31 protein-coding genes and 1 pseudogene are annotated in these 20,026 nt (G+C 60.1%); all 32 read right to left on the minus strand.

Annotated elements, in window-relative coordinates; translation table 11 throughout:
- Positions 1–150: 150 nt before the first annotated feature.
- Positions 151–465, minus strand: a complete 315-nt coding sequence (gene sugE / locus ASC86_RS08190; RefSeq protein ID WP_056319018.1) for a quaternary ammonium compound efflux SMR transporter SugE — start codon at positions 463–465, stop codon at positions 151–153.
- 159 nt (positions 466–624) lie between these two features.
- Positions 625–1,935: a replication-associated recombination protein A gene (locus ASC86_RS08195; RefSeq protein WP_056319021.1), complete on the minus strand. Its 1,311-nt coding sequence runs from the start codon at positions 1,933–1,935 to the stop codon at positions 625–627.
- Entirely contained in the window at positions 1,932–3,224 is a 1,293-nt protein-coding gene (locus ASC86_RS08200; RefSeq protein ID WP_244477563.1) for a DegQ family serine endoprotease, read from the minus strand. The genes ASC86_RS08195 and ASC86_RS08200 overlap by 4 nt, the downstream gene beginning before the upstream one ends.
- 306 nt (positions 3,225–3,530) lie before the next feature.
- Positions 3,531–3,953: a 50S ribosomal protein L17 gene (rplQ, locus tag ASC86_RS08205; protein WP_056319028.1), complete on the minus strand. Its 423-nt coding sequence runs from the start codon at positions 3,951–3,953 to the stop codon at positions 3,531–3,533.
- A gap of 122 nt (positions 3,954–4,075) precedes the next feature.
- The gene (locus ASC86_RS08210; RefSeq protein ID WP_037100639.1) at positions 4,076–5,086 is read right to left on the minus strand and encodes a DNA-directed RNA polymerase subunit alpha; all 1,011 of its coding nucleotides are present in this window, start codon (positions 5,084–5,086) and stop codon (positions 4,076–4,078) included.
- Positions 5,087–5,183: 97 nt separating this feature from the next.
- The gene (gene rpsK / locus ASC86_RS08215; RefSeq protein ID WP_056319031.1) at positions 5,184–5,573 is read right to left on the minus strand and encodes a 30S ribosomal protein S11; all 390 of its coding nucleotides are present in this window, start codon (positions 5,571–5,573) and stop codon (positions 5,184–5,186) included.
- Between the two features lie 237 nt (positions 5,574–5,810).
- Positions 5,811–6,179, minus strand: a complete 369-nt coding sequence (gene rpsM, locus ASC86_RS08220) for a 30S ribosomal protein S13 (protein WP_056319034.1) — start codon at positions 6,177–6,179, stop codon at positions 5,811–5,813.
- A gap of 229 nt (positions 6,180–6,408) precedes the next feature.
- Positions 6,409–6,987, minus strand: coding sequence for an adenylate kinase (locus ASC86_RS08225; RefSeq protein WP_056319037.1), 579 nt, complete (start codon positions 6,985–6,987; stop codon positions 6,409–6,411).
- Complete coding sequence (gene secY, locus ASC86_RS08230; RefSeq protein WP_056319040.1) at positions 6,984–8,324, minus strand: preprotein translocase subunit SecY; 1,341 nt, start codon at positions 8,322–8,324, stop codon at positions 6,984–6,986. The genes ASC86_RS08225 and secY overlap by 4 nt, the downstream gene beginning before the upstream one ends.
- 228 nt (positions 8,325–8,552) lie before the next feature.
- Positions 8,553–9,023 carry a 50S ribosomal protein L15 gene (gene rplO, locus ASC86_RS08235; RefSeq protein WP_056319043.1) on the minus strand — a complete coding sequence of 157 codons (471 nt, stop codon included), beginning with the start codon at positions 9,021–9,023 and terminating at the stop codon, positions 8,553–8,555.
- Positions 9,024–9,036: 13 nt separating this feature from the next.
- Complete coding sequence (gene rpmD / locus ASC86_RS08240; RefSeq protein WP_056319046.1) at positions 9,037–9,240, minus strand: 50S ribosomal protein L30; 204 nt, start codon at positions 9,238–9,240, stop codon at positions 9,037–9,039.
- 13 nt (positions 9,241–9,253) lie between these two features.
- On the minus strand, positions 9,254–9,823 hold the full coding sequence (gene rpsE, locus ASC86_RS08245; RefSeq protein WP_056319048.1) for a 30S ribosomal protein S5: 570 nt from the start codon (positions 9,821–9,823) through the stop codon (positions 9,254–9,256).
- 134 nt (positions 9,824–9,957) lie between these two features.
- Positions 9,958–10,320 carry a 50S ribosomal protein L18 gene (gene rplR, locus ASC86_RS08250; RefSeq protein ID WP_056319051.1) on the minus strand — a complete coding sequence of 121 codons (363 nt, stop codon included), beginning with the start codon at positions 10,318–10,320 and terminating at the stop codon, positions 9,958–9,960.
- 12 nt (positions 10,321–10,332) lie between these two features.
- On the minus strand, positions 10,333–10,866 hold the full coding sequence (gene rplF, locus ASC86_RS08255) for a 50S ribosomal protein L6 (protein ID WP_056319055.1): 534 nt from the start codon (positions 10,864–10,866) through the stop codon (positions 10,333–10,335).
- A gap of 42 nt (positions 10,867–10,908) precedes the next feature.
- Positions 10,909–11,307: a 30S ribosomal protein S8 gene (rpsH, locus tag ASC86_RS08260; protein WP_056319058.1), complete on the minus strand. Its 399-nt coding sequence runs from the start codon at positions 11,305–11,307 to the stop codon at positions 10,909–10,911.
- A 12-nt stretch (positions 11,308–11,319) separates the two neighbouring features.
- Positions 11,320–11,625 (minus strand): 30S ribosomal protein S14, encoded by a 306-nt coding sequence (gene rpsN, locus ASC86_RS08265; RefSeq protein ID WP_056319060.1) that lies wholly within the window; start codon positions 11,623–11,625, stop codon positions 11,320–11,322.
- Positions 11,626–11,655: 30 nt separating this feature from the next.
- Positions 11,656–12,213, minus strand: coding sequence for a 50S ribosomal protein L5 (gene rplE, locus ASC86_RS08270; RefSeq protein WP_056319063.1), 558 nt, complete (start codon positions 12,211–12,213; stop codon positions 11,656–11,658).
- A complete protein-coding gene (rplX, locus tag ASC86_RS08275; protein ID WP_056319066.1) occupies positions 12,206–12,514 on the minus strand; it encodes a 50S ribosomal protein L24 in 309 nt (102 codons plus the stop codon). Before rplX ends, rplE begins: the two co-directional genes overlap by 8 nt.
- 13 nt (positions 12,515–12,527) lie before the next feature.
- Positions 12,528–12,896, minus strand: a complete 369-nt coding sequence (gene rplN / locus ASC86_RS08280; RefSeq protein ID WP_018328276.1) for a 50S ribosomal protein L14 — start codon at positions 12,894–12,896, stop codon at positions 12,528–12,530.
- A 242-nt stretch (positions 12,897–13,138) separates the two neighbouring features.
- Positions 13,139–13,375 (minus strand): 30S ribosomal protein S17, encoded by a 237-nt coding sequence (gene rpsQ, locus ASC86_RS08285; protein WP_056319069.1) that lies wholly within the window; start codon positions 13,373–13,375, stop codon positions 13,139–13,141.
- A gap of 13 nt (positions 13,376–13,388) precedes the next feature.
- Complete coding sequence (gene rpmC, locus ASC86_RS08290) at positions 13,389–13,589, minus strand: 50S ribosomal protein L29 (protein WP_056319072.1); 201 nt, start codon at positions 13,587–13,589, stop codon at positions 13,389–13,391.
- 11 nt (positions 13,590–13,600) lie between these two features.
- Positions 13,601–14,014, minus strand: coding sequence for a 50S ribosomal protein L16 (gene rplP / locus ASC86_RS08295; protein WP_056319074.1), 414 nt, complete (start codon positions 14,012–14,014; stop codon positions 13,601–13,603).
- Between the two features lie 38 nt (positions 14,015–14,052).
- Positions 14,053–14,766 carry a 30S ribosomal protein S3 gene (rpsC, locus tag ASC86_RS08300; RefSeq protein WP_056319077.1) on the minus strand — a complete coding sequence of 238 codons (714 nt, stop codon included), beginning with the start codon at positions 14,764–14,766 and terminating at the stop codon, positions 14,053–14,055.
- Complete coding sequence (gene rplV, locus ASC86_RS08305) at positions 14,766–15,155, minus strand: 50S ribosomal protein L22 (protein ID WP_056319080.1); 390 nt, start codon at positions 15,153–15,155, stop codon at positions 14,766–14,768. Before rplV ends, rpsC begins: the two co-directional genes overlap by 1 nt.
- A 2-nt stretch (positions 15,156–15,157) precedes the next feature.
- Positions 15,158–15,436 (minus strand): 30S ribosomal protein S19, encoded by a 279-nt coding sequence (rpsS, locus tag ASC86_RS08310; protein WP_018328281.1) that lies wholly within the window; start codon positions 15,434–15,436, stop codon positions 15,158–15,160.
- A gap of 15 nt (positions 15,437–15,451) precedes the next feature.
- Entirely contained in the window at positions 15,452–16,285 is an 834-nt protein-coding gene (gene rplB / locus ASC86_RS08315) for a 50S ribosomal protein L2 (protein ID WP_056319082.1), read from the minus strand.
- A 54-nt stretch (positions 16,286–16,339) separates the two neighbouring features.
- Positions 16,340–16,633: a 50S ribosomal protein L23 gene (locus ASC86_RS08320; RefSeq protein ID WP_056319086.1), complete on the minus strand. Its 294-nt coding sequence runs from the start codon at positions 16,631–16,633 to the stop codon at positions 16,340–16,342.
- On the minus strand, positions 16,630–17,250 hold the full coding sequence (gene rplD / locus ASC86_RS08325; protein ID WP_056319090.1) for a 50S ribosomal protein L4: 621 nt from the start codon (positions 17,248–17,250) through the stop codon (positions 16,630–16,632). Before rplD ends, ASC86_RS08320 begins: the two co-directional genes overlap by 4 nt.
- A 12-nt stretch (positions 17,251–17,262) precedes the next feature.
- Complete coding sequence (gene rplC, locus ASC86_RS08330) at positions 17,263–17,943, minus strand: 50S ribosomal protein L3 (protein WP_056319092.1); 681 nt, start codon at positions 17,941–17,943, stop codon at positions 17,263–17,265.
- A 155-nt stretch (positions 17,944–18,098) separates the two neighbouring features.
- Positions 18,099–18,407: a 30S ribosomal protein S10 gene (gene rpsJ, locus ASC86_RS08335; RefSeq protein WP_003507767.1), complete on the minus strand. Its 309-nt coding sequence runs from the start codon at positions 18,405–18,407 to the stop codon at positions 18,099–18,101.
- A 298-nt stretch (positions 18,408–18,705) separates the two neighbouring features.
- Positions 18,706–18,831: pseudogene (gene tuf / locus ASC86_RS25015) on the minus strand (elongation factor Tu); the annotation flags it as partial.
- Positions 18,832–18,849: 18 nt separating this feature from the next.
- A complete protein-coding gene (gene tuf, locus ASC86_RS08340) occupies positions 18,850–20,025 on the minus strand; it encodes an elongation factor Tu (protein WP_056319095.1) in 1,176 nt (391 codons plus the stop codon).
- Position 20,026: the final 1 nt, after the last annotated feature.

Below are 20,026 nucleotides of genomic sequence, written 5' to 3' on the forward strand. Positions count from 1 at the left end.
CGTTCATAACGCGGCTTTTTTATTGGCACCCCCTGCCTCCTCACTCTCCGTCATCCTCGGCCTTAAGCCGAGAGGAGAGCCTGATAGATGCTCGGCTCAAGGCCCAGCATGACGGAGGAGATTGAGACAGCCGTAATTTCTCTTTTAGAATCACGCCGTCATCTTAAGTCCGGCGATGCCGGCGATGATCAGCGCGATGCAGCCGAGACGGACTGCCGTCGCGGGTTCGGCGAAAAGGAAGATGCCGAGAATGACGGTGCCGACCGTACCGATACCGGTCCATATCGCATAAGCCGTCCCAAGCGGCAGGGTTCGCATGGCAATACCGAGAAGCACGACGCTCGCTACCATGGAGGCGGCCGTCAACACCGTCGGCAACGGCTTGGTGAAGCCATCCGTATATTTGAGCCCGATCGCCCAACCGATTTCGAGAAGTCCCGCAAGGAAAAGAATGGCCCAGGCCATGATAAACTCCGTTCTAAGGAGCGAGGCCGTCCCCGCGGATGTTCAGCAGGAAAGTTCCCGCCGTGCAGCCGTCTGCATACACTTGTCATATGGCATTTCACTTGCCGCACAGCAAGATGCTCCACGGCATGGGAGCTATGGCGGCGGGGCATAGGCTGCTCAGTTGTTCCGCTCCCGCCGCAGCTTCGCCCACCAGTCCAGCCGCTTGCGGATGTCGCGCTCGAACCCGCGCTCCGGCGGGTCGTAAAAGGTCCGGCGCCCCATCTTTTCCGGAAAATAATCCTGGCCGGAAAACGCATCCGGCTCGTCATGGTCGTAACGATAGCCGTCGCCGTAGCCCTCGCCCTTCATCAGCTTGGTCGGCGCATTGAGGATATGCTTCGGCGGCAGCAGCGAGCCGTGTTCCTTGGCCGCCCGCATTGCGGATTTATAGGCGGTATAGACGGCGTTGGATTTCGGCGCTGTGGCGAGATAGACGCAGGCCTGCGCCAGCGCCAGTTCCCCTTCCGGCGAGCCGAGATAATCATAGGCATCCTTGGCGGCATTGCAGATGACCAGCGCCTGCGGATCGGCAAGGCCGATATCCTCCACCGCCATGCGCACCAGCCGCCGCCCGAGATAGAGCGGGTCCTCACCGGCATCGAACATGCGGCAGAGATAATAGAGCGCCGCATCCGGGTCCGAGCCGCGCACGGATTTATGCAGCGCCGAAATAAGATTGTAGTGGCCGTCCTGCCCCTTGTCATAGACCGGCGCGCGACGCTGAACGATCTCCTGCAAGGCCTTGGCATCGAAAACCTCGTCCTTACGCGCGGCGCGCCAGACCTCTTCCGCCAGCGTCAGCACGGCGCGGCCGTCGCCATCGGCCATGCGGATCAGGCTTGCCCGCGCCTCCTCGTCCAGCGGCAGGGGCTTGCCCTCGGTTGCCTCGGCGCGCGCCAGCAATTCGCCGAGGCTTGCCTCGTCATGGGGCTTGAAGGTCAGCACCCGCGCTCGGGACAAAAGAGCGGCGTTGAGTTCGAAGGACGGATTTTCCGTCGTCGCGCCGACGAGGATCACCGTGCCGTCTTCCATGACCGGCAGGAAACTATCCTGCTGGGCACGGTTGAAGCGATGGATCTCATCCACGAACAGCAGCGTCTGGCGGCCGGACATGCGCCGGGCGCGGGCCGATTCGAACACCTTTTTCAGGTCGGCGACGCCGGAGAAAATCGCGGAAATCTGCTCGAAGGCGAGACCGGCCTCGCCCGACAACAGCCGCGCCACTGTCGTCTTGCCGGTTCCCGGTGGCCCCCAGAAAATCATCGAGCCAAGTGTGCCGGAGGCGATCATGCGCGTCAGCGCACCGTCTTCGCCGGTCAAATGCCCCTGCCCCGTCACCTCGGCAAGGTTTTGCGGCCGCAGGCGATCCGCCAGCGGCCGTTTGCTTTCCATGCCCGGTGGCTCATGGGGCGAGAAAAGATCGCTCATCGGAAGAACTGTCGAATGCGCTGGCCATCGCGTTCGATCTCGACACGCCAGAAGGACGGATCGTCGGCCGCCAGCTTTTCCAAGGCTTCCGAGCTTTTGACCGGCTCGCCATTGACGGCGACGATGATGTCCTTCGGCTGGAAGCCAAGCCGCGCCGCCGGCGAGCCGCGCTTGGTCTCGGTGATGACCACGCCGAGCGTGCCACCCGCCATATGCATTTCATCGGCAAGCCGCGGCGAGAGATTGGCGACGACGGCGCCGGCGAAGGGATTGTGCCCGTCGATCAGTCGCTCGTCGCGGGCGGGCTTTTCCGGGGCGTCGGTCAGCGCCAGCGTCACCTCGTGATTCTTACCGTTATCGGCAACCGTAAGCCTGGCATCGTGGCCGACGCCCACCGTCGTCAGCCGGTAGCCGAGCGCATCCGGGTGTTCGACCGGAATACCGTTCACCGCCAGCACGACTTCGCCCGGACGAAGACCCGCGGCTGCAGCCGGCCCGCCATCGACGACCGAACTGACGAGCGCGCCGCGCGCCCGGTCGAGACCGAGCGCATCGGCGACTTCGGATGTCACCGGCTCGAAACTGGCGCCGATATAGGGGCGGCGGAAACTGCCGTTGCCACCCTCGGCAGACGCGACGAAAACCTTGGCAAGGTTGGCGGGGATGGCAAAGCCCACCCCGTTCGAGCCGCCGCCGCGGGAAAAGATCGCGGTGTTGATGCCGATCAGCTCGCCCTTCATGTTGATCAAGCCACCGCCGGAATTGCCGGGGTTGATCGCCGCATCGGTCTGGATGAAGAAGCCGAAATCGCCGGACACGATCTGGTTGCGCGCCAGCGCCGAAACGATGCCCGATGTCACCGTCTGACCGACGCCGAACGGATTGCCGATCGCCAGCACGAGATCGCCGACTTCGACGGCGTCGGAATCACCGAAGGGGATCGTCTGGAACGGGCCATCCGATTCGATCTTCAAGACGGCGAGATCCAGACGGTCGTCCTTGAGCATGACCTTGCTGGCGAACTCGCGGCCATCGGCCAGCGCCACCTTGATATCGTCGGCACCCTCGATGACGTGGTTGTTGGTGACGACGATACCGTTCTTGCCGACGATTACGCCGGAGCCGAGCGAAGATTGCTTCTCCGAACGGTTCGGCATCTGCTGGCCGAAGAACTGCTCGAAGAAGGGATCGCCGGAAAACAGCGAGCGGCTCTCGACGGTCTTTTCCGCGTAGACATTCACGACCGCATTCGCCGTCTGCTTGACCAAAGGCGCAAAGGACAACTGCATCTCGACCTGGCTTTGCGGGATGGTCTTTTGCGTTTCCGCGGAGTTGGTCTGGGCAACGCCGGTGTTTGGCTGGAGGACGAAAGCGAAAATCGCTAGTCCGGCCATCGCTGATAGCACGAGAGCAAGAGGCTTGACGGTCATGAGAACCTGCTGGAATCGATCATGGAGACAAAGAGATAGGACCTCACGGGTAAAAAGCAAAGACGGCGGAAACGTGAAGATGACCCAATACCGGCCTCGGAGCCCAAAACGCAAAACAGCCGGGCTTTTAGCCCGGCTGTTTGCTCTTCCGAAGATCGGAAAATATTAAGCGGCTTCAGCTTCTGCTTCAGCGGCAACGCGGGCGAGATCCTTCGCACCCTTTGCGGCCGGGTCGCGGTCAACGAATTCGATGACGGCGAGAGCGGCGTTGTCGCCGTGGCGGTAGCCAGCCTTCATGATGCGCAGGTAGCCGCCGTTGCGGGTTGCGTAACGCGAAGCGATGGCGTCGAACAGCTTGGCGACGACAGCGACGTCACGGATCTGCGAGATGGCCTGACGACGAGCGTGCAGATCGCCGCGCTTGCCGAGCGTAACGAGCTTTTCGACGATCGGACGGATTTCCTTTGCCTTCGGCAGGGTCGTGACGATCTGCTCGTGCTCGATGAGCGAAGCAGCCATGTTGGCAAACATGGCCTTGCGGTGGCTGGCGGTTCTATTGAGCTTGCGGCCGGCTTTCTGGTGGCGCATTGCTATTCTCCTTTAAGTGCAGGCGACCTGTTCTTCAGAGGTCCTGCCGTTTCCTGGCACATACAGGCATTTGCCTGCTGTTTGACGGGGAAAGGCAGAGTTCATACCTGCCTTCTGTTTGTTCAGTATTGGTCTTCGTAGCGCTTGGCGAGATCTTCGATGTTCTCGGGCGGCCATGCCGGCACTTCCATGCCGAGGTGCAGGCCCATGGAAGCGAGAACTTCCTTGATTTCGTTGAGCGACTTGCGGCCAAAGTTCGGAGTGCGAAGCATTTCGGCTTCGGTCTTCTGAATGAGGTCGCCGATATAGACGATGTTGTCGTTCTTCAGGCAGTTCGCCGAACGGACGGAAAGTTCCAGTTCGTCGACCTTCTTGAGGAGCGCCGGGTTGAACGCCAGTTCGGTAACGGCTTCTTCTTCGGCTTCCTTCTGCGGCTCGTCGAAATTGACGAAGACGCCGAGCTGGTCCTGAAGGATGCGGGCCGCGAAAGCGACTGCATCTTCACCGGTGACGGAACCGTCGGTCTCGATCTGCATGGACAGCTTGTCGTAGTCGAGAACCTGGCCTTCGCGGGTGTTTTCCACCTTGTAGGACACTTTCTTGACCGGCGAGTACAGGCTGTCGACCGGGATGAGGCCGATCGGAGCATCTTCCGAACGGTTGCGGTCGGCCGGCACATAGCCCTTGCCGTTGTTGACGGTGAACTCCATGCGGATCTCGGCGCCCTCGTCGAGGGTGCAGATCACATGGTTCGGGTTGAGGATTTCGATATCGCCAACCGTCTGGATGTCACCGGCGGTTACAACGCCCGGACCCTGCTTGCGCACGACCATGCGCTTTGCGTCGTCGCCATCCATCTTGATGGCGATTTCCTTGATGTTCAGCACGATGTCCGTCACATCTTCCCGAACGCCGGGGATGGAGGAGAACTCGTGCAGGACGCCGTCGATCTGGACTGCGGTGACCGCAGCGCCACGAAGCGACGACAGAAGAACGCGGCGAAGCGCGTTGCCGAGGGTCAGACCGAAGCCACGCTCAAGCGGCTCGGCAACAAGGCTGACCTTGGTGCGGCCGGAAGAGGAGAACTCGACCTTGTTCGGCTTGATGAGTTCCTGCCAGTTTTTCTGAATCATGTATTTTGCCTTCCGTTCGTTGCCACCATCCTATCGTGGCAACCGAGCCCTGAAGCACCGGAGGAAGTAACCTTCCCCCGGCCGACGAAGTGAATGATCAGACGCGGCGCTTCTTGCGCGGACGGCAACCGTTGTGCGGGATCGGCGTGACGTCGCGGATCGAGGTGATCATGAAGCCGGCAGCCTGCAGGGCGCGCAGAGCCGATTCACGGCCGGAACCCGGACCGCAGACCTCGACTTCGAGCGTCTTCATGCCGTGTTCCTGAGCCTTCTTGGCGGCGTCTTCAGCAGCGATCTGGGCAGCGAACGGGGTCGACTTGCGCGAACCCTTGAAGCCCTTCGAGCCGGCCGACGACCAGGCAATCGCGTTGCCCTGTGCGTCGGTGATGGTGATCATCGTGTTGTTGAACGACGAGTTGACGTGAGCAACGCCCGTCGAAATGTTCTTACGTTCGCGACGGCGAACGCGGGTGGCTTCCTTGGCCATGGTATACCTTTCGTTGATCTCTGCACCGCCGTAATACCAGCGGCTCCACCGGAAGGGACATCGAAGTCCCGACCTGAATTCCAGTCATTACGCAAACCGAAGATCGGCCTGCGCGGCGATATCGTCACTGCCGTAATGCCAGCAGCTCCACCGGAGGGGCATTCTGGACGCCCCTTCCGAAACTACGAAAAGAGGCCGGCGCCGAGCACCAGCCTCCCCACCCCCCGCAAAGGGAAATTACTTCTTCTTACCAGCAATCGCCTTTGCCGGACCCTTGCGGGTACGGGCATTGGTGTGCGTGCGCTGGCCGCGAACCGGCAGCGAGCGGCGATGACGCAGGCCGCGGTAGCAGCCGAGGTCCATCAGACGCTTGATGTTCATCGAAGTCTCGCGACGCAGGTCGCCTTCGACCTGGTAATCGCGGTCGATAGCTTCGCGGATCTGCAGGATCTCGGAGTCCGTCAGCTGATGGACGCGCTTGTCAGCCGAAAGGCCGACCTTTTCCATGATTTCCCGCGCAAATTTCGGACCGATCCCGTGAATGTAGGTCAGCGCGATAACTACGCGCTTTGCAGTCGGGATGTTGACGCCAGCGATACGAGCCACGCCTGTTCTCCTTGCTTCCAGTTGCCGTCCGGCAATAGGTACTTCGTTATCCAGCCCTGAAAAGGACTGACCGTTAAGTTGATGTTCGGAACACGTCAAAAAGATCGCGCCCGGACTTCGTTCTCGAAATCCGCGCCGATCCCAGCATGTTGCGAGTTAGCGCGGTGTTTGACGGAATCGACCGTAAAAGTCAACTCCCATCACTTGCTTTTTGGGCTTTGCCGAAAGCTCAGCCCAGGATTTTCGCGATCTCGTGGGTCACGACCCCGACATCCGCCATGCCGTCCACAGTCTTCAACTGACCGGTCGAGGCATAATGCTCAGAAAGCGGCGCAGTCTTCTCGCGGTATTCCACGAGACGCTTCTTCACCGATTCCGGGTTGTCGTCCGAGCGAACCTTGCCGCCGGCAGCGACGGTTTCTGCTACACGATTCTCGATGCGCTTCAAAAGCGCTTCTTCATCGACCTTCAGTTCGATGACGGCATCGAGCGCGAGGCCCTTGCTTTCGAGCATCTTGGCCAACGCGACCGCCTGGGGAACCGTGCGCGGATAGCCGTCGAGGATGAAGCCGTTGGCGCAGTCCGGGTGATCTATACGGTCCGAGACAATCTCGTTGACGATCTCGTCGGATACGAGCTGACCCGCATCCATCACAGCCTTGGCACGCTTGCCCACATCACTCTGCTCGGCCACGGCCGCACGCAGCATATCGCCGGTGGAAAGCTGCGGAATGCCGTAGCGTTCCGTCAGCAGCTTTGCCTGTGTGCCCTTGCCGGCACCCGGCGGCCCCAAAAATATCAGTCTCATCGTCCCCTCTTCCCTCCACGCAGCTTCGACTTCTTGATCAGCCCCTCATACTGCTGAGCGATCAGGTGACCCTGCACCTGTGCTACAGTATCAAGGGTCACGCTGACAACAATCAAAAGCGACGTACCACCAAGGTAGAACGGCACGCCAGTCTGCGCGATGAGGATTTCAGGCAGGATACAGACGAACATCAGGTAGATCGCGCCGAGAACCGTGATTCGGGTCAGGACGTAATCGATATATTCAGCCGTACGCTCGCCCGGACGAATACCGAGGATAAAGCCGCCGTGCTTCTTCAGGTTGTCGGCCGTGTCCTTCGGATTGAAGACGATCGCAGTGTAGAAGAAGGCGAAGAAGGCGATCAGGGCGCCGTAAAGCACCATATAGAGCGGCTTGCCGTGGCCGAGAGCGGCAACGACCGTAGTCGCCCAGGCCGGCATGTTGGCGCTGTTGGCAAAGCCTGCGAGCGTTGCCGGCAGAAGCAGCAGCGACGATGCGAAGATCGCTGGGATGACGCCGGCGGTGTTCAGCTTCAGCGGCAGGTGCGAAGTATCGCCCTGGAACATGCGGTTGCCGACCTGGCGCTTCGGATACTGGATCAGCAGGCGGCGCTGGGCGCGCTCGACGAAGACGATCAGCGCGATGACCGCGACGACCATGACGATGATCGCGAGAATCAGCGGCGTCGACAGGGCGCCGGTGCGGCCCAGTTCGAGGGTGCCGGCCAGAGCCGTCGGCAGGTGGGCGACGATGCCCGCGAAGATGATCAGCGAAATACCGTTGCCAATGCCGCGCGAGGTGATCTGCTCACCAAGCCACATCAGGAACATCGTGCCGCCGAGCAGCGAGATGACGGTGGAAATCTTGAAGAACCAGCCGGGATCGCCGACGAGGCCGTTGCCGCTCTCGAGACCGACCGCAATGCCGTAAGCCTGCAGCGTGCCGAGCAGCACCGTGCCGTAGCGGGTGTACTGGTTGATGATCTTGCGGCCCTGCTCGCCTTCCTTCTTCAGCTGTTCCAGCGAGGGAACGACCGAAGTCATTAGCTGAACGATGATCGAGGCGGAGATGTAGGGCATGATTCCCAGGGCGAAGATCGCCATGCGCTCAACGGCGCCGCCGGAAAACATATTGAAGAGGCCGAGGATACCGCCGCTCTGGCCCCGGAAGGCCTGCGCGAATGCGTCGGGGTTAAGGCCGGGCAACGGGATATAGGTGCCGAGGCGATACACCAGCAGTGCACCAAGGGTGAACCAGAGGCGTTTCTTCAGATCTTCCGCCTTGGCGAAAGTCGAGAAGTTCAAGTTGGAGGCGAGCTGTTCCGCTGCAGAAGCCATGCAATTCTCCGCGTAGCCATTCGGAACCCGCGGAACGAACCGGGTTGCTCCGGAAAAGCTAAATTCTGTGGTTGGAAACCGGCGCGGAAACGACTGCGACTGCAATCATGGGCCCACTTGGTCTCCGTTCAATGCGTTACGGCTTATCCTGCCGCATTTTCGGTGAGGGCTCACATATGGGAGCAAAACCGCCCGGTGTGAAGCACCCCGGGCGGTTCTCAAGGCAAATTATTCAGCAGCGCCCGAAAGCAGCTTCACCGAACCGCCAGCCTTTTCGATCTTTTCGATCGCAGGCTTGGAGGCGCCGGCAACTTCAAGCGAAACCTTCGCCTTCAGTTCGCCGTCGGCGAGAACGCGGATGCCGTCCTTGGCGCGGCGGATAACGCCGGCAGCCGTCAGTGCAGCAGCATCGATCGTTGCGGAAGCATCAAGCTTCTTGGCGTCGATTGCGGTCTGGATGCGGCCGAGCGACACAACAACAAAATCCGCACGGAAGATGTTGTTGAAGCCACGCTTCGGCAGACGACGGTAGATGGGCATCTGACCGCCTTCGAAGCCGTTGATGGCAACGCCCGAACGAGCCTTCTGACCCTTGACACCACGGCCGCCGGTCTTGCCGGAGCCGGAGCCGATGCCGCGGCCAAGACGCTTGCGGTTCTTGGTCGAGCCTTCGTTGTCCTTGATTTCATTCAGTTTCATGACTGTATCTCCCTCACTTCTCGTCGACGACGCGAACGAGGTGCTGGATGGACCGGATCATGCCACGAACGGCAGGCGTATCTTCCAGCGTGCGAACACGGTGCATCTTGTTGAGGCCGAGGCCGATCAGCGTCTGGCGCTGGCTGGCCGGGCGGCGAATGGGGCTACCGATCTGTTCGACGGTAACCGTCTTCTGTGCAACTTCTTTCTTAGCCATTGTTCAGGCTCCCTTATTCTTCGGAAGCGACGCCGGCGGACGCACGACGAGCCTGCAGCGTGGCATACTTCATGCCGCGCTGTGCTGCGATGTCCTTCGGGTGCGCCTGGCTCTTCAGGGCGTCGAACGTGGCACGAATCATGTTGTACGGGTTCGACGAACCGGTCGACTTCGCAACGACGTCGTGCATGCCGAGCGTTTCGAAAACAGCGCGCATCGGACCACCAGCTATGATACCGGTACCGGGCTTTGCAGCGCGGAGCAGAACCTTGCCGGCGCCGTGGCGGCCGTGAACGTCATGATGCAGCGTGCGGCCGGAGCGCAGCGGAACGAAGATAAGTTCGCGCTTGGCAGCTTCGGTGGCCTTACGGATGGCTTCCGGCACTTCGCGTGCCTTGCCATGACCGAAGCCTACGCGGCCCTTCTGGTCGCCGACGACGACGAGAGCAGCAAAGCCGAAACGACGGCCGCCCTTGACGACTTTTGCGACGCGGTTGATTGCGACGAGCTTATCGACGAATTCGCTGTCGCGCTCCTCGCGGTTCTGGCGGTCTTCGCGAGAACCTCTTTTTTCTTGTGCCATTGTCCTTTTCCTTTTTCTTTTCCGGGTGCAATCGGCAGATTGACAAAATCGCTTCGGTTTCTTGGAAACCGAAGCGACCGGGTATTATCCAAGCAAATTCTTCGAGTCCAGACCCGAAAGTCTGGAAATTTGCATTAGAAGTTCAGACCGCCTTCGCGGGCTGCCTCGGCGAGCGCCTTGACGCGGCCGTGATAGATGAAGGCGCCACGGTCAAAGACGACGTCCTTGACACCAGCCTTCGAAGCGCGCTCAGCGAGAAGCTTGCCGACGGCTGCAGCAGCTGCTGCATCGGCGCCAGTCTTCAGCGAAGAGCGGAGATCCGTATCGAGGGTCGAGGCGGACGCGAGCGTCTTGCCTGCAACGTCATCGATAACCTGAGCGTAGATGTTCTTCGACGAGCGATGAACCGACAGGCGCGGACGGCCGTTGGCAACGGCCTTGATTTGACGGCGCACGCGAGAGGCGCGACGCACAAGAGTATCTTTCCTTGTAGCCATTTCGCGTGTTCCTTACTTCTTCTTGCCTTCTTTGCGGACAATCCGCTCGCCGGCATACTTGACGCCCTTGCCCTTGTAGGGCTCGGGACCACGGTATTCGCGGATTTCCGCGGCAACCTGGCCGACCTGCTGCTTGTTGATACCGGTGACGACGATTTCCGTCGGCTTCGGCACAGCGATCGTGATGCCTTCCGGCGTTTCGTAAACAACGTCGTGGCTGAAGCCGAGCGCCAGCTGCAGGTTCTTGCCCTGCAGGGAAGCGCGGTAACCGACGCCGTTGATTTCGAGACGCTTTTCGTAGCCGTCCTTGACGCCCTTGAAGATGTTTTCGATCATCGTGCGGGACATGCCCCACTTCGAGCGAGCATCCTTGGACTGGTTGATCGGAGAAACGGCGACAGCGCCCTCTTCCAACTTAACCGCGACTTCGTCGTTTGCGACGAAGAACAGTTCGCCCTTCGGGCCCTTTGCCGTCACCTTCTGTCCATCGACAGTCGCGGTGACACCAGCGGGAACCTGAACGGGCTTCTTACCGATACGAGACATGTTTTAATCCTGTCTGTTCGTTATGGAGATCCTTGCACCGTATTAGAATACGGAGCAAAGAACCTCGCCACCAACGTTCTGTTCGCGTGCCTGGTGATCAGCCATCACACCCTTCGGAGTCGAAAGGATGGTGATGCCGAGACCGTTCGCGACCTGCGGAATGGACTTGACCGAGACATAAACTCGGCGGCCCGGCTTGGAGACGCGGCCGATCTCACGGATCACGGACGCACCTTCATAGTACTTCAGTTCGATGTTCAGCTCGGCCTTGCCGTTGCCGAATTCGACTTCGCTGTAACCGCGGATGTAACCTTCAGCCTGAAGAACATCCAGAACGCGCGCACGCAGCTTCGAAGCCGGCGTCGAAACGCTGGACTTGCGACGGGCAGCGCCGTTACGGATACGGGTGAGCATATCGCCCAAGGGATCAGTCATTGCCATGTGCCCAGCTCCTTACCAGCTCGACTTCACAACGCCCGGCACGCGGCCGAAGTTGCCAAGTTCACGAAGCGCGATACGCGACATCTTGAGTTTACGATAGTAAGCGCGCGGACGACCGGTGACTTCGCAACGGTTGCGTACGCGGGTCTTCGAACCATCGCGCGGGAGGGAGGCCAGCTTCAGAGTTGCCTTGAACCGCTCTTCGATCGGAAGAGACTGGTTCATGATGGTCGCCTTCAGGGCAGCACGCTTGGATGCCTGACCTGCGACCAGCTTGCGGCGGCGCTTGTTCTTTTCAACTGCGCTCGTTTTCGCCATAAAACTTATCCTTCTGCTTGTCGTTACGGCTTACTGGCGGAACGGGAAGTTGAACTCTGTGAGCAGAGCGCGTGCTTCGTCGTCCGTCGTTGCCGTCGTGCAAACGATGATGTCCATGCCCCACATCTGATCAACCTTGTCGTAGTTGATCTCGGGGAACACGATGTGCTCCTTGATGCCCATGGCGAAGTTGCCACGGCCGTCGAAGGACTTCGGGTTGAGGCCACGGAAGTCGCGAACGCGCGGAAGAGCGATGTTCACGAGACGATCCAGGAACTCATACATGCGAACGCCGCGCAGGGTAACCTTGGCGCCGATCGGCATGCCTTCGCGGAGCTTGAAGCCGGCGATGGAGTTGCGTGCCTTGGTGATGACCGGCTTCTGGCCGGCGATCGCCGCGAGGTCGGCAGCGGCAACGGTCGGCTTCTTCGAGTCGCCGGTCGATTCGCCAACACCCATGTTGATGACGATCTTGTCCAGCTTCGGAATCTGCATCACGTTGGCGTAGGAGAACTTCTCCTGCATGGCCTGGCGAATGCGTGCCGTGTAGTCCTGCTTGAGCCGCGGCTCGTAATTCTTATCAGCCATCGATCACATCTCCCGAACGCTTGGCCACACGGACCTTCTTGCCTTCGACGACCTTGAAACCGACGCGGGTCGGCTTGCCGTCCTTGTCAGCAACCGCGAGGTTGGAAAGGTGAACGGAGGCTTCCTTGCTGATGATACCGGCTTCCTGAGCCTGGGTCTGGCGCTGGTGACGCTTGACCAGGTTCACGCCGCGAACGACAGCGCGATCTTCCTTCGGCAGAACCTGCAGAACTTCACCGGTGCGGCCCTTGTCCTTACCGGTCAGTACGACGACCTTGTCGCCTTTGCGAATCTTTTGCATCTCTGTCGCTCCCTTACAGTACTTCTGGAGCCAGCGAGATGATCTTCATGTGGTTCTTGGCGCGCAGTTCGCGCGGAACCGGTCCGAAGATACGGGTGCCGATCGGCTCTTTCTTGTTGTCGATAAGAACAGCTGCGTTGTTATCGAAGCGGATGACGCTGCCGTCGGGACGACGAATGTCCTTGGCGGTGCGTACAACGACCGCCTTCATAACGTCACCCTTCTTGACGCGGCCGCGCGGAATAGCTTCCTTGATCGAAACGACGATAATGTCGCCGACCGAAGCGTACTTGCGCTTGGAACCGCCCAGCACCTTGATGCACATGACACGACGTGCGCCGGAATTATCCGCCACGTCGAGGTTTGTTTGCATCTGAATCATATCAGGTCGCCTTCTTGTTGTTACCGGACCGGTTGGGCGCACTCCTCTGACAGAGAGGCCCCCTGTTCCAGCTTATGGAAATTTTGTTCGTGCGCGGGATCGATCGTTGCCAGGGTGGTTTCCTTGGACAGGACCTTCCGTGCGCTCAAAGCAAAAGAACGCCCGAAGGACGAGCGTTCTGACGCTGCTTCATACAGATTTTCGCGCAGGAAGCAAGCCCCCGCGCGAAAAGTCTTGGGTAATCAGGACTGAGCGGACACTACGGTCCAGGTCTTGTCCTTGGAGATCGGGGCACATTCCTGGATGGAAACGACGTCGCCGACCTTGTACTGGTTGTTTTCGTCATGCGCCTTGTACTTCTTCGACCGGCGGACGGTCTTCTGGAAGATCGGGTGCGCGAAGCGACGCTCGACTCGGACCACGACGGTCTTGTCATTCTTGTCGCTGACGACAGTGCCCTGCAGAATGCGTTTCGGCATAGTTTTCTGGTCCTTAGGCCTTGGCTTCCGCCGCCTTCTGGCGGGCAATGGTTTTCACGCGCGCGATATCCTTGCGGACTTCGTTGATTCGCGACGACTTTTCGAGCTGGCCGGTTGCCTTCTGGAAGCGCAGGTTGAACTGCTCCTTCTTCAGCTTGGCAAGCTCTTCGTTGAGTTGATCGGCGCTCAGAGCGCGAACATCTGCAGCTTTCATGGCTTCTATCCTTACTCTGCGATGCGCTGAACGAAGCGCGTCTTAACCGAGAGCTTGGCGGAGCCGAGGCGCAGAGCCTCGCGTGCGATTTCTTCGCTGACGCCATCGATCTCAAACATCATGCGGCCGGGCTTGACCTTGCATGCCCAGTATTCCACGCCGCCCTTACCCTTACCCATGCGGACTTCGGTCGGCTTTGCGGTGACCGGAACGTCGGGGAATACGCGAATCCACACGCGACCGGCGCGCTTCATGTAGCGGGTGATCGCGCGGCGGGCCGCTTCGATCTCGCGGGCGTTGACGCGGTTCGGTTCCTGAGCCTTCAGGCCGAATTCGCCGAACGCCAGGTCGGAACCGCCCTTGGCGACGCCCTTGATGCGTCCCTTGAACTGCTTCCGGTACTTAGTACGCTTTGGCTGCAACATTTTTTTACTTCTCCAATATCGGCTGCCAGGAACGACTGTTAGGCGTTTTCACGACGGCGATTGTTGCTGCTCGGGCCCTGGGCATCGCTTTCGCTTGCGCGACGCTCGGATGCCATCGGATCGTGCTCAAGGATTTCGCCCTTGAAGATCCAGACCTTGATACCGCAGATACCGAAAGCGGTTTCTGCTTCAGCAACACCGTAGTCGATGTCCGCACGCAGCGTGTGCAGCGGAACGCGGCCTTCGCGGTACCATTCGGTACGAGCGATTTCCGCACCGCCGAGGCGACCGGCGCAGGTGATCTTGATGCCTTCGGCGCCAAGACGCATGGCCGACTGAACAGCGCGCTTCATCGCACGGCGGAAAGCCACGCGGCGCTCGAGCTGCTGAGCGATCGACTGGGCAACCAGCGTCGCGTCGACTTCCGGCTTACGCACTTCAACGATGTTGAGGTGCGTTTCCGAGTTGGTCATTTCGGAAAGCTTCTTGCGGAGCTTTTCGATGTCAGCACCCTTCTTGCCGATGATCAGGCCCGGACGAGCCGAGTGGATCGTGACGCGGCACTTCTTGTGCGGACGCTCGATCACGACCTTGGCAATGCCGGCCTGCTTGAGTTCTTCAAGCAGGTAGGCGCGGATCTTCAGGTCTTCGTGAAGAAGCTGGCCGTACTCGGCATTGTCGGCGAACCAACGGCTGTCCCAGGTACGGTTGATGCCGAGGCGGAAGCCGATCGGATTAATCTTCTGACCCATTATGCGGCCTCCCCTTTGGCTTCCACTTCACGAACGATGATCGTCAAGTGCGAGAACGGCTTTTCGATGCGCGATGCACGGCCACGGCCGCGAGCGTGGAAACGCTTCATGGTGATCGACTTGCCAACGAAAGCTTCCGCGACGATGAGCTGGTCAACGTCGAGGTCGTGGTTGTTCTCGGCGTTCGCGATGGCCGACTCGAGGGTCTTCTTGACCGTGTCGGAGATACGCTTGCGGGAGAATTCCAGTTCGGCCAGAGCCCGGTCGACCTTCTTGCCGCGGATCATCGCGGCAACCAGGTTGAGCTTCTGGGGGCTGACGCGGATCGTGCGCGCAACTGCCTGCGCTTCATTATCCTTCAGCCGGCGTTCGGCTTTTGCCTTGCCCATTGTTACTTCCTCTTTGCCTTCTTGTCCGCACCGTGACCGTAATAGGTCCGGGTCGGAGAGAATTCACCGAACTTGTGACCGACCATGTCTTCCGACACGGAAACCGGCACATGCTTGCTGCCGTTGTAGACGCCGAAGGTCAGACCGACGAACTGCGGCAAGATGGTGGAGCGACGGCTCCACATCTTGATTACTTCGTTGCGACCGCCTTCACGAACCTTCTCAGCCTTCTTGAGAAGATAGCCGTCAACAAACGGACCTTTCCATACTGAACGAGCCATTGGAGACTTCCTCTCTTACTTCTTCACGTGGCGCGAACGCATGATGAACTTGTCCGTGGACTTGTTCGAACGCGTGCGCTTGCCCTTGGTCGGCTTGCCCCACGGGGTAACCGGGTGACGACCACCGGAGGTGCGGCCTTCACCACCGCCATGCGGGTGGTCGACCGGGTTCATGACGACGCCGCGAACGTGCGGACGCTTGCCGCGCCATACGGAGCGACCGGCCTTGCCGTCGTTGATGTTGCCATGGTCGGGGTTCGACACGGCGCCGACGGTTGCCAGGCACGAAGCATGCACGAGGCGCTGTTCGCCGGAGTTCAGGCGAAGGATCGCCATGCCCTGGTCACGACCGACGAGCTGAACGTAGGTCCCTGCCGAACGGGCGATCTGACCGCCCTTGCCCGGCTTCATTTCCACGTTGTGCACGATCGAGCCGACCGGGATGTACTGCAGCGGCATGGTGTTGCCGGGCTTGACGTCAACCTGCTTCTCGGAAGCGATGACCTTATCGCCGGCAGCGAGGCGCTGCGGAGCGAGGATGTAGGCCTGCTCGCCGTCCGCGTAGTTGATCAGCGCGATGAACGCCGTGCGGTTCGGGTCGTATTCCAGACGCTCGACGGTGCCTTCGACGTCGAACTTGCGACGCTTGAAGTCGACGAGGCGGTAGGAACGCTTGTGACCGCCGCCCTGGAAGCGAACGGTGATGCGACCGGTGTTGTTGCGACCGCCCTTGGAGGTCAGACCTTCGGTCAGCGCCTTGACCGGCTTGCCCTTCCAGAGGCCAGACCGGTCGACGATGACCAGCTGACGCTGGCTCGGGGTCGTCGGATTGAAACTTTTCAATGCCATTTTCTTGTTCCCTTATGGGTTCTTCCCGGAGGTTAGGAACCGCGGGTTTAACCTTTAGAGTCCGGTGGAGACGTCGATGGACTGACCGTCAGCGAGCGTGACGATTGCCTTCTTGACGTCCGACTGCCGGCCAGCGAAGCCACGGAAGCGCTTGAGCTTGCCCTTGCGGACGAGCGTGTTGACGGCCGTGACCTTGACGCCGAACAGAGCTTCGACGGCAGCCTTGATTTCAGGCTTGGAAGCGCGCTTGGCGACGTTGAAGACGATCTGGTTCTGCTCGGAGACCATGGTCGACTTTTCGGTGATCGACGGAGAGACAATCACATCGTAGTGGCGAAGATCGGTCACTTGAAACGCTCCTCTAGAGCTTCAACTGCAGCCTTCGACAGCACCAGCTTGCCGCGACGCAGAATGTCGTAAACATTGATGCCCTGAACCGGCAGAACGTCCACGTTCGGGATGTTCTGTGCGGCGAGCTTGAAGTTGTTGTCCAGCTCGACGCCGCCGATGATCAGCGCATTGGTGAGGCCGAGCGAAGCGAACTGGCCGGTCAGCGCCTTGGTCTTTGCTTCAGCAGCAACCAGGTTGTCGACGATGATCAGTTCTTCAGCACGAAGCTTGGCAGACAGCGCATGACGCAGGCCGAGGGCGCGAACCTTCTTCGGCAGGTCATGGGCGTGGCTGCGAACAACCGGGCCGTGAGCCTTACCGCCGCCGCGGAACTGCGGTGCACGTGCCGAATGGTGACGAGCGCGGCCCGTACCCTTCTGCTTGTACATCTTGGCGCCGGTGCGGGAAACTTCAGCACGGCCCTTCGACTTGTGCGTGCCCTGCTGCTTCTTGGCGAGCTGCCAACGAACAACGCGAGCGATGATGTCTTCGCGGGGCTCAAGGCCGAAGATCGCGTCGGACAGGGAAACCTTGCCGGCTTCTTTGCCTTCCAGGGTGGTTACATTGAGATCCATAACCGGGCCTCCTTACTTGGCTGCGCGCACAGCGGCGGGACGCGGAGCGTCAGCCGGGGTGCCGGACTTGATGGCGTCGCGAACGACGATCCATGCGCCCTTGGAGCCGGGTACGGCGCCCTTGACGAGGATCAGACCGCGGTCTTCATCGGTGGAGACCACTTCCAGGTTCTGGGTGGTGATGCGCGTCTGGCCCATGTGACCAGCCATGCGCTTGCCCTTCCAGACCTTACCCGGATCCTGGTTGTTACCCGTGGAACCATGCGAGCGGTGGGAGACGGACACGCCGTGCGTTGCACGCAGACCGCCGAAGTTGTGGCGCTTCATGGCACCGGCAAAACCCTTACCGATCGAGGTACCGGTCACGTCGACCAGCTGGCCGGCGATGAAGTGGTTTGCGGTCAGCTCCGCGCCGACGTCGATAAGGTTGTCGGCAGAAACGCGGAACTCGACGATCTTCGCCTTCGGCTCTACGCTTGCCGCAGCAAACTGGCCGCGCAGCGCCTTATTCGTGTTCTTGACCTTGGACTGGCCAGCACCGAGCTGAACGGCCGTGTAGCCATTCTTGTCTTCCGTGCGATGGGCCACTACCTGGCAGTTTTCCATACGCAGAACTGTTACCGGGATATGCTCACCAGCGTCGTTATAGACGCGGGTCATCCCAACTTTCTGTGCAATCACACCTGAACGCATTGGTTCATTCCTCTTGAGAGTTAGCATCGGGGAAAACCCCTCCGCACCTCTGGTTTAAGGTTTCCCTCGGATCATCCGGCCATTCGGCCGGAGCAATCTTAGGGTCGCCCGTTTTTGGAAGCCGTTGGACCGAAGTCCACGTACCTTCCTTGTTATTAAAGCTTGATTTCGACGTCGACGCCGGCAGCGAGGTCGAGCTTCATCAGCGCGTCAACGGTCTGCGGGGTCGGGTCAACGATGTCGAGGAGACGCTTGTGGGTGCGCATCTCGAACTGTTCGCGGCTCTTTTTGTCAACGTGGGGCGAGCGGTTCACAGTGAACTTCTCGATCCGCGTGGGAAGCGGCACCGGGCCACGGACCGAAGCACCCGTGCGCTTGGCCGTCGAAACGATTTCCCGCGTGGAGGCATCGAGGATCCGGTGATCAAACGCCTTGAGGCGGATGCGGATATTCTGGCCGTTCATTCGACTTGTCCTTGTTCTTGTTAAGCGAATGCCCCTTGCGAGGCGGTTCGTCATTCGTTTCCGGGTGCTGACGCTTCAAAGAGCCCAGGAGCAAATCACCCCTGTTCGTTCGAATTCTGCAAATCGACCCGCGACATATACGGAATCGGCGTCCGATACAATGCCCGAACGCCTACGGAAGCACGATTTTTATCGCGCTTCCGCCAATTCGAGAGGCATACGGCAATGCCGTATGCTTCGACCAACAAATTGATCGTGGAAGCGGCGCTTATGACGCGCCACTTCCCTATCGTCGAGATTACTCGACGATCGAAGCGACGATGCCGGCGCCGACGGTACGGCCGCCTTCGCGGATCGCGAAGCGCAGCTTTTCTTCCATCGCGATCGGAACGATCAGCTCGACGTCAACGGTGACGTTGAGATCGGAAGAGCGCCGTCGAGATTACTCGACGATCGAAGCGACGATGCCGGCGCCGACGGTACGGCCGCCTTCGCGGATCGCGAAGCGCAGCTTTTCTTCCATCGCGATCGGAACGATCAGCTCGACGTCAACGGTGACGTTGTCGCCCGGCATAACCATTTCCGTGCCTTCCGGCAGCGTCACGATGCCCGTCACGTCCGTCGTGCGGAAGTAGAACTGCGGACGGTAGTTCGTGAAGAACGGCGTATGACGGCCGCCTTCTTCCTTCGTCAGGATGTAGGCTTCGGCCTTGAACTTGCGGTGCGGCTTGACCGAACCCGGCTTGCACAGGATCTGGCCACGCTCGACGCCGTCACGGTTCACACCGCGAACCAGTGCACCGATGTTGTCGCCGGCCTGCCCCTGGTCGAGCAGCTTGCGGAACATTTCAACGCCGGTCACCGTCGTCTTCGAGGTCGGACGGATGCCGACGATCTCGACTTCTTCACCAACCTTGACGATACCGCGCTCGACGCGGCCGGTCACGACCGTACCACGGCCCGAGATCGAGAACACGTCTTCGATCGGCATCAGGAACGGCTGGTCGACCGGACGCTCCGGCGTCGGGATGTAGGCGTCGACAGCGGCCATCAGTTCGCGAACGGCGTCTTCGCCGATCTTCTTGTCCGAATCTTCCAGAGCGGCCAGAGCCGAGCCCTTGATGATCGGAATGTCGTCGCCCGGGAAGTCGTAGGACGACAGAAGTTCGCGCACTTCCAGCTCGACGAGTTCGAGAAGCTCGGCGTCGTCAACCTGGTCGACCTTGTTGAGGAACACGACGATTGCCGGAACGCCGACCTGACGGGCGAGCAGGATGTGCTCGCGCGTCTGCGGCATCGGGCCGTCGGCAGCCGAGCAAACCAGGATCGCGCCGTCCATCTGCGCAGCACCGGTGATCATGTTCTTGACGTAGTCGGCGTGGCCGGGGCAGTCGACGTGCGCGTAGTGACGGTTCGGCGTCTCATACTCGACGTGTGCCGTCGAGATGGTGATGCCGCGCGCCTTTTCTTCCGGAGCGGCGTCGATCTGGTCATACGCCTTGAACTCGCCGAAATACTTCGTGATCGCTGCCGTCAGCGACGTCTTGCCATGGTCAACGTGGCCAATCGTGCCGATGTTGACGTGCGGCTTATTGCGCTCAAACTTGCTCTTTGCCATA

It is taken from the genome of Rhizobium sp. Root1212 (genome assembly GCF_001424985.1).
Lineage (GTDB): Bacteria > Pseudomonadota > Alphaproteobacteria > Rhizobiales > Rhizobiaceae > Pararhizobium.

Excerpts from the sequence above, each read along its gene's own strand:
- rplD (WP_056319090.1), bottom strand. The coding sequence starts at position 17,250 with ATGGATCTCAATGTAACCACCCTGGAAGGCAAAGAAGCCGGCAAGGTT.
- rplE (WP_056319063.1), bottom strand. The coding sequence starts at position 12,213 with ATGGCTGATAAGAATTACGAGCCGCGGCTCAAGCAGGACTACACGGCA.
- ASC86_RS08210 (WP_037100639.1), bottom strand. The coding sequence starts at position 5,086 with ATGATTCAGAAAAACTGGCAGGAACTCATCAAGCCGAACAAGGTCGAG.
- rplO (WP_056319043.1), bottom strand. The coding sequence starts at position 9,023 with ATGAAACTGAATGAAATCAAGGACAACGAAGGCTCGACCAAGAACCGC.
- ASC86_RS08195 (WP_056319021.1), bottom strand. The coding sequence starts at position 1,935 with ATGAGCGATCTTTTCTCGCCCCATGAGCCACCGGGCATGGAAAGCAAA.
- rpsN (WP_056319060.1), bottom strand. The coding sequence starts at position 11,625 with ATGGCGAAAACGAGCGCAGTTGAAAAGAACAAGCGCCGCCGCAAGCTG.
- rplC (WP_056319092.1), bottom strand. The coding sequence starts at position 17,943 with ATGCGTTCAGGTGTGATTGCACAGAAAGTTGGGATGACCCGCGTCTAT.
- sugE (WP_056319018.1), bottom strand. The coding sequence starts at position 465 with ATGGCCTGGGCCATTCTTTTCCTTGCGGGACTTCTCGAAATCGGTTGG.
- rpsQ (WP_056319069.1), bottom strand. The coding sequence starts at position 13,375 with ATGCCGAAACGCATTCTGCAGGGCACTGTCGTCAGCGACAAGAATGAC.
- rplV (WP_056319080.1), bottom strand. The coding sequence starts at position 15,155 with ATGGGCAAGGCAAAAGCCGAACGCCGGCTGAAGGATAATGAAGCGCAG.
- rpmD (WP_056319046.1), bottom strand. The coding sequence starts at position 9,240 with ATGGCTAAGAAAGAAGTTGCACAGAAGACGGTTACCGTCGAACAGATC.
- rplF (WP_056319055.1), bottom strand. The coding sequence starts at position 10,866 with ATGTCTCGTATCGGTAAGAAGCCCGTTCAGGTTCCCGCTGGTGTCACC.
- rpsC (WP_056319077.1), bottom strand. The coding sequence starts at position 14,766 with ATGGGTCAGAAGATTAATCCGATCGGCTTCCGCCTCGGCATCAACCGT.
- rpsS (WP_018328281.1), bottom strand. The coding sequence starts at position 15,436 with ATGGCTCGTTCAGTATGGAAAGGTCCGTTTGTTGACGGCTATCTTCTC.
- rplN (WP_018328276.1), bottom strand. The coding sequence starts at position 12,896 with ATGATTCAGATGCAAACAAACCTCGACGTGGCGGATAATTCCGGCGCA.
- rplP (WP_056319074.1), bottom strand. The coding sequence starts at position 14,014 with ATGTTGCAGCCAAAGCGTACTAAGTACCGGAAGCAGTTCAAGGGACGC.
- rpsJ (WP_003507767.1), bottom strand. The coding sequence starts at position 18,407 with ATGAACGGCCAGAATATCCGCATCCGCCTCAAGGCGTTTGATCACCGG.
- rplX (WP_056319066.1), bottom strand. The coding sequence starts at position 12,514 with ATGCAAAAGATTCGCAAAGGCGACAAGGTCGTCGTACTGACCGGTAAG.
- rpmC (WP_056319072.1), bottom strand. The coding sequence starts at position 13,589 with ATGAAAGCTGCAGATGTTCGCGCTCTGAGCGCCGATCAACTCAACGAA.
- ASC86_RS08225 (WP_056319037.1), bottom strand. The coding sequence starts at position 6,987 with ATGAGACTGATATTTTTGGGGCCGCCGGGTGCCGGCAAGGGCACACAG.
- rpsH (WP_056319058.1), bottom strand. The coding sequence starts at position 11,307 with ATGGCAATGACTGATCCCTTGGGCGATATGCTCACCCGTATCCGTAAC.
- rplQ (WP_056319028.1), bottom strand. The coding sequence starts at position 3,953 with ATGCGCCACCAGAAAGCCGGCCGCAAGCTCAATAGAACCGCCAGCCAC.
- rplB (WP_056319082.1), bottom strand. The coding sequence starts at position 16,285 with ATGGCATTGAAAAGTTTCAATCCGACGACCCCGAGCCAGCGTCAGCTG.
- rplR (WP_056319051.1), bottom strand. The coding sequence starts at position 10,320 with ATGGCTACAAGGAAAGATACTCTTGTGCGTCGCGCCTCTCGCGTGCGC.
- rpsK (WP_056319031.1), bottom strand. The coding sequence starts at position 5,573 with ATGGCCAAGGAAGCCACCCGCGTTCGCCGTCGCGAACGTAAGAACATT.
- rpsE (WP_056319048.1), bottom strand. The coding sequence starts at position 9,823 with ATGGCACAAGAAAAAAGAGGTTCTCGCGAAGACCGCCAGAACCGCGAG.
- ASC86_RS08200 (WP_244477563.1), bottom strand. The coding sequence starts at position 3,224 with ATGCAGTTGTCCTTTGCGCCTTTGGTCAAGCAGACGGCGAATGCGGTC.
- tuf (WP_056319095.1), bottom strand. The coding sequence starts at position 20,025 with ATGGCAAAGAGCAAGTTTGAGCGCAATAAGCCGCACGTCAACATCGGC.
- secY (WP_056319040.1), bottom strand. The coding sequence starts at position 8,324 with ATGGCTTCTGCAGCGGAACAGCTCGCCTCCAACTTGAACTTCTCGACT.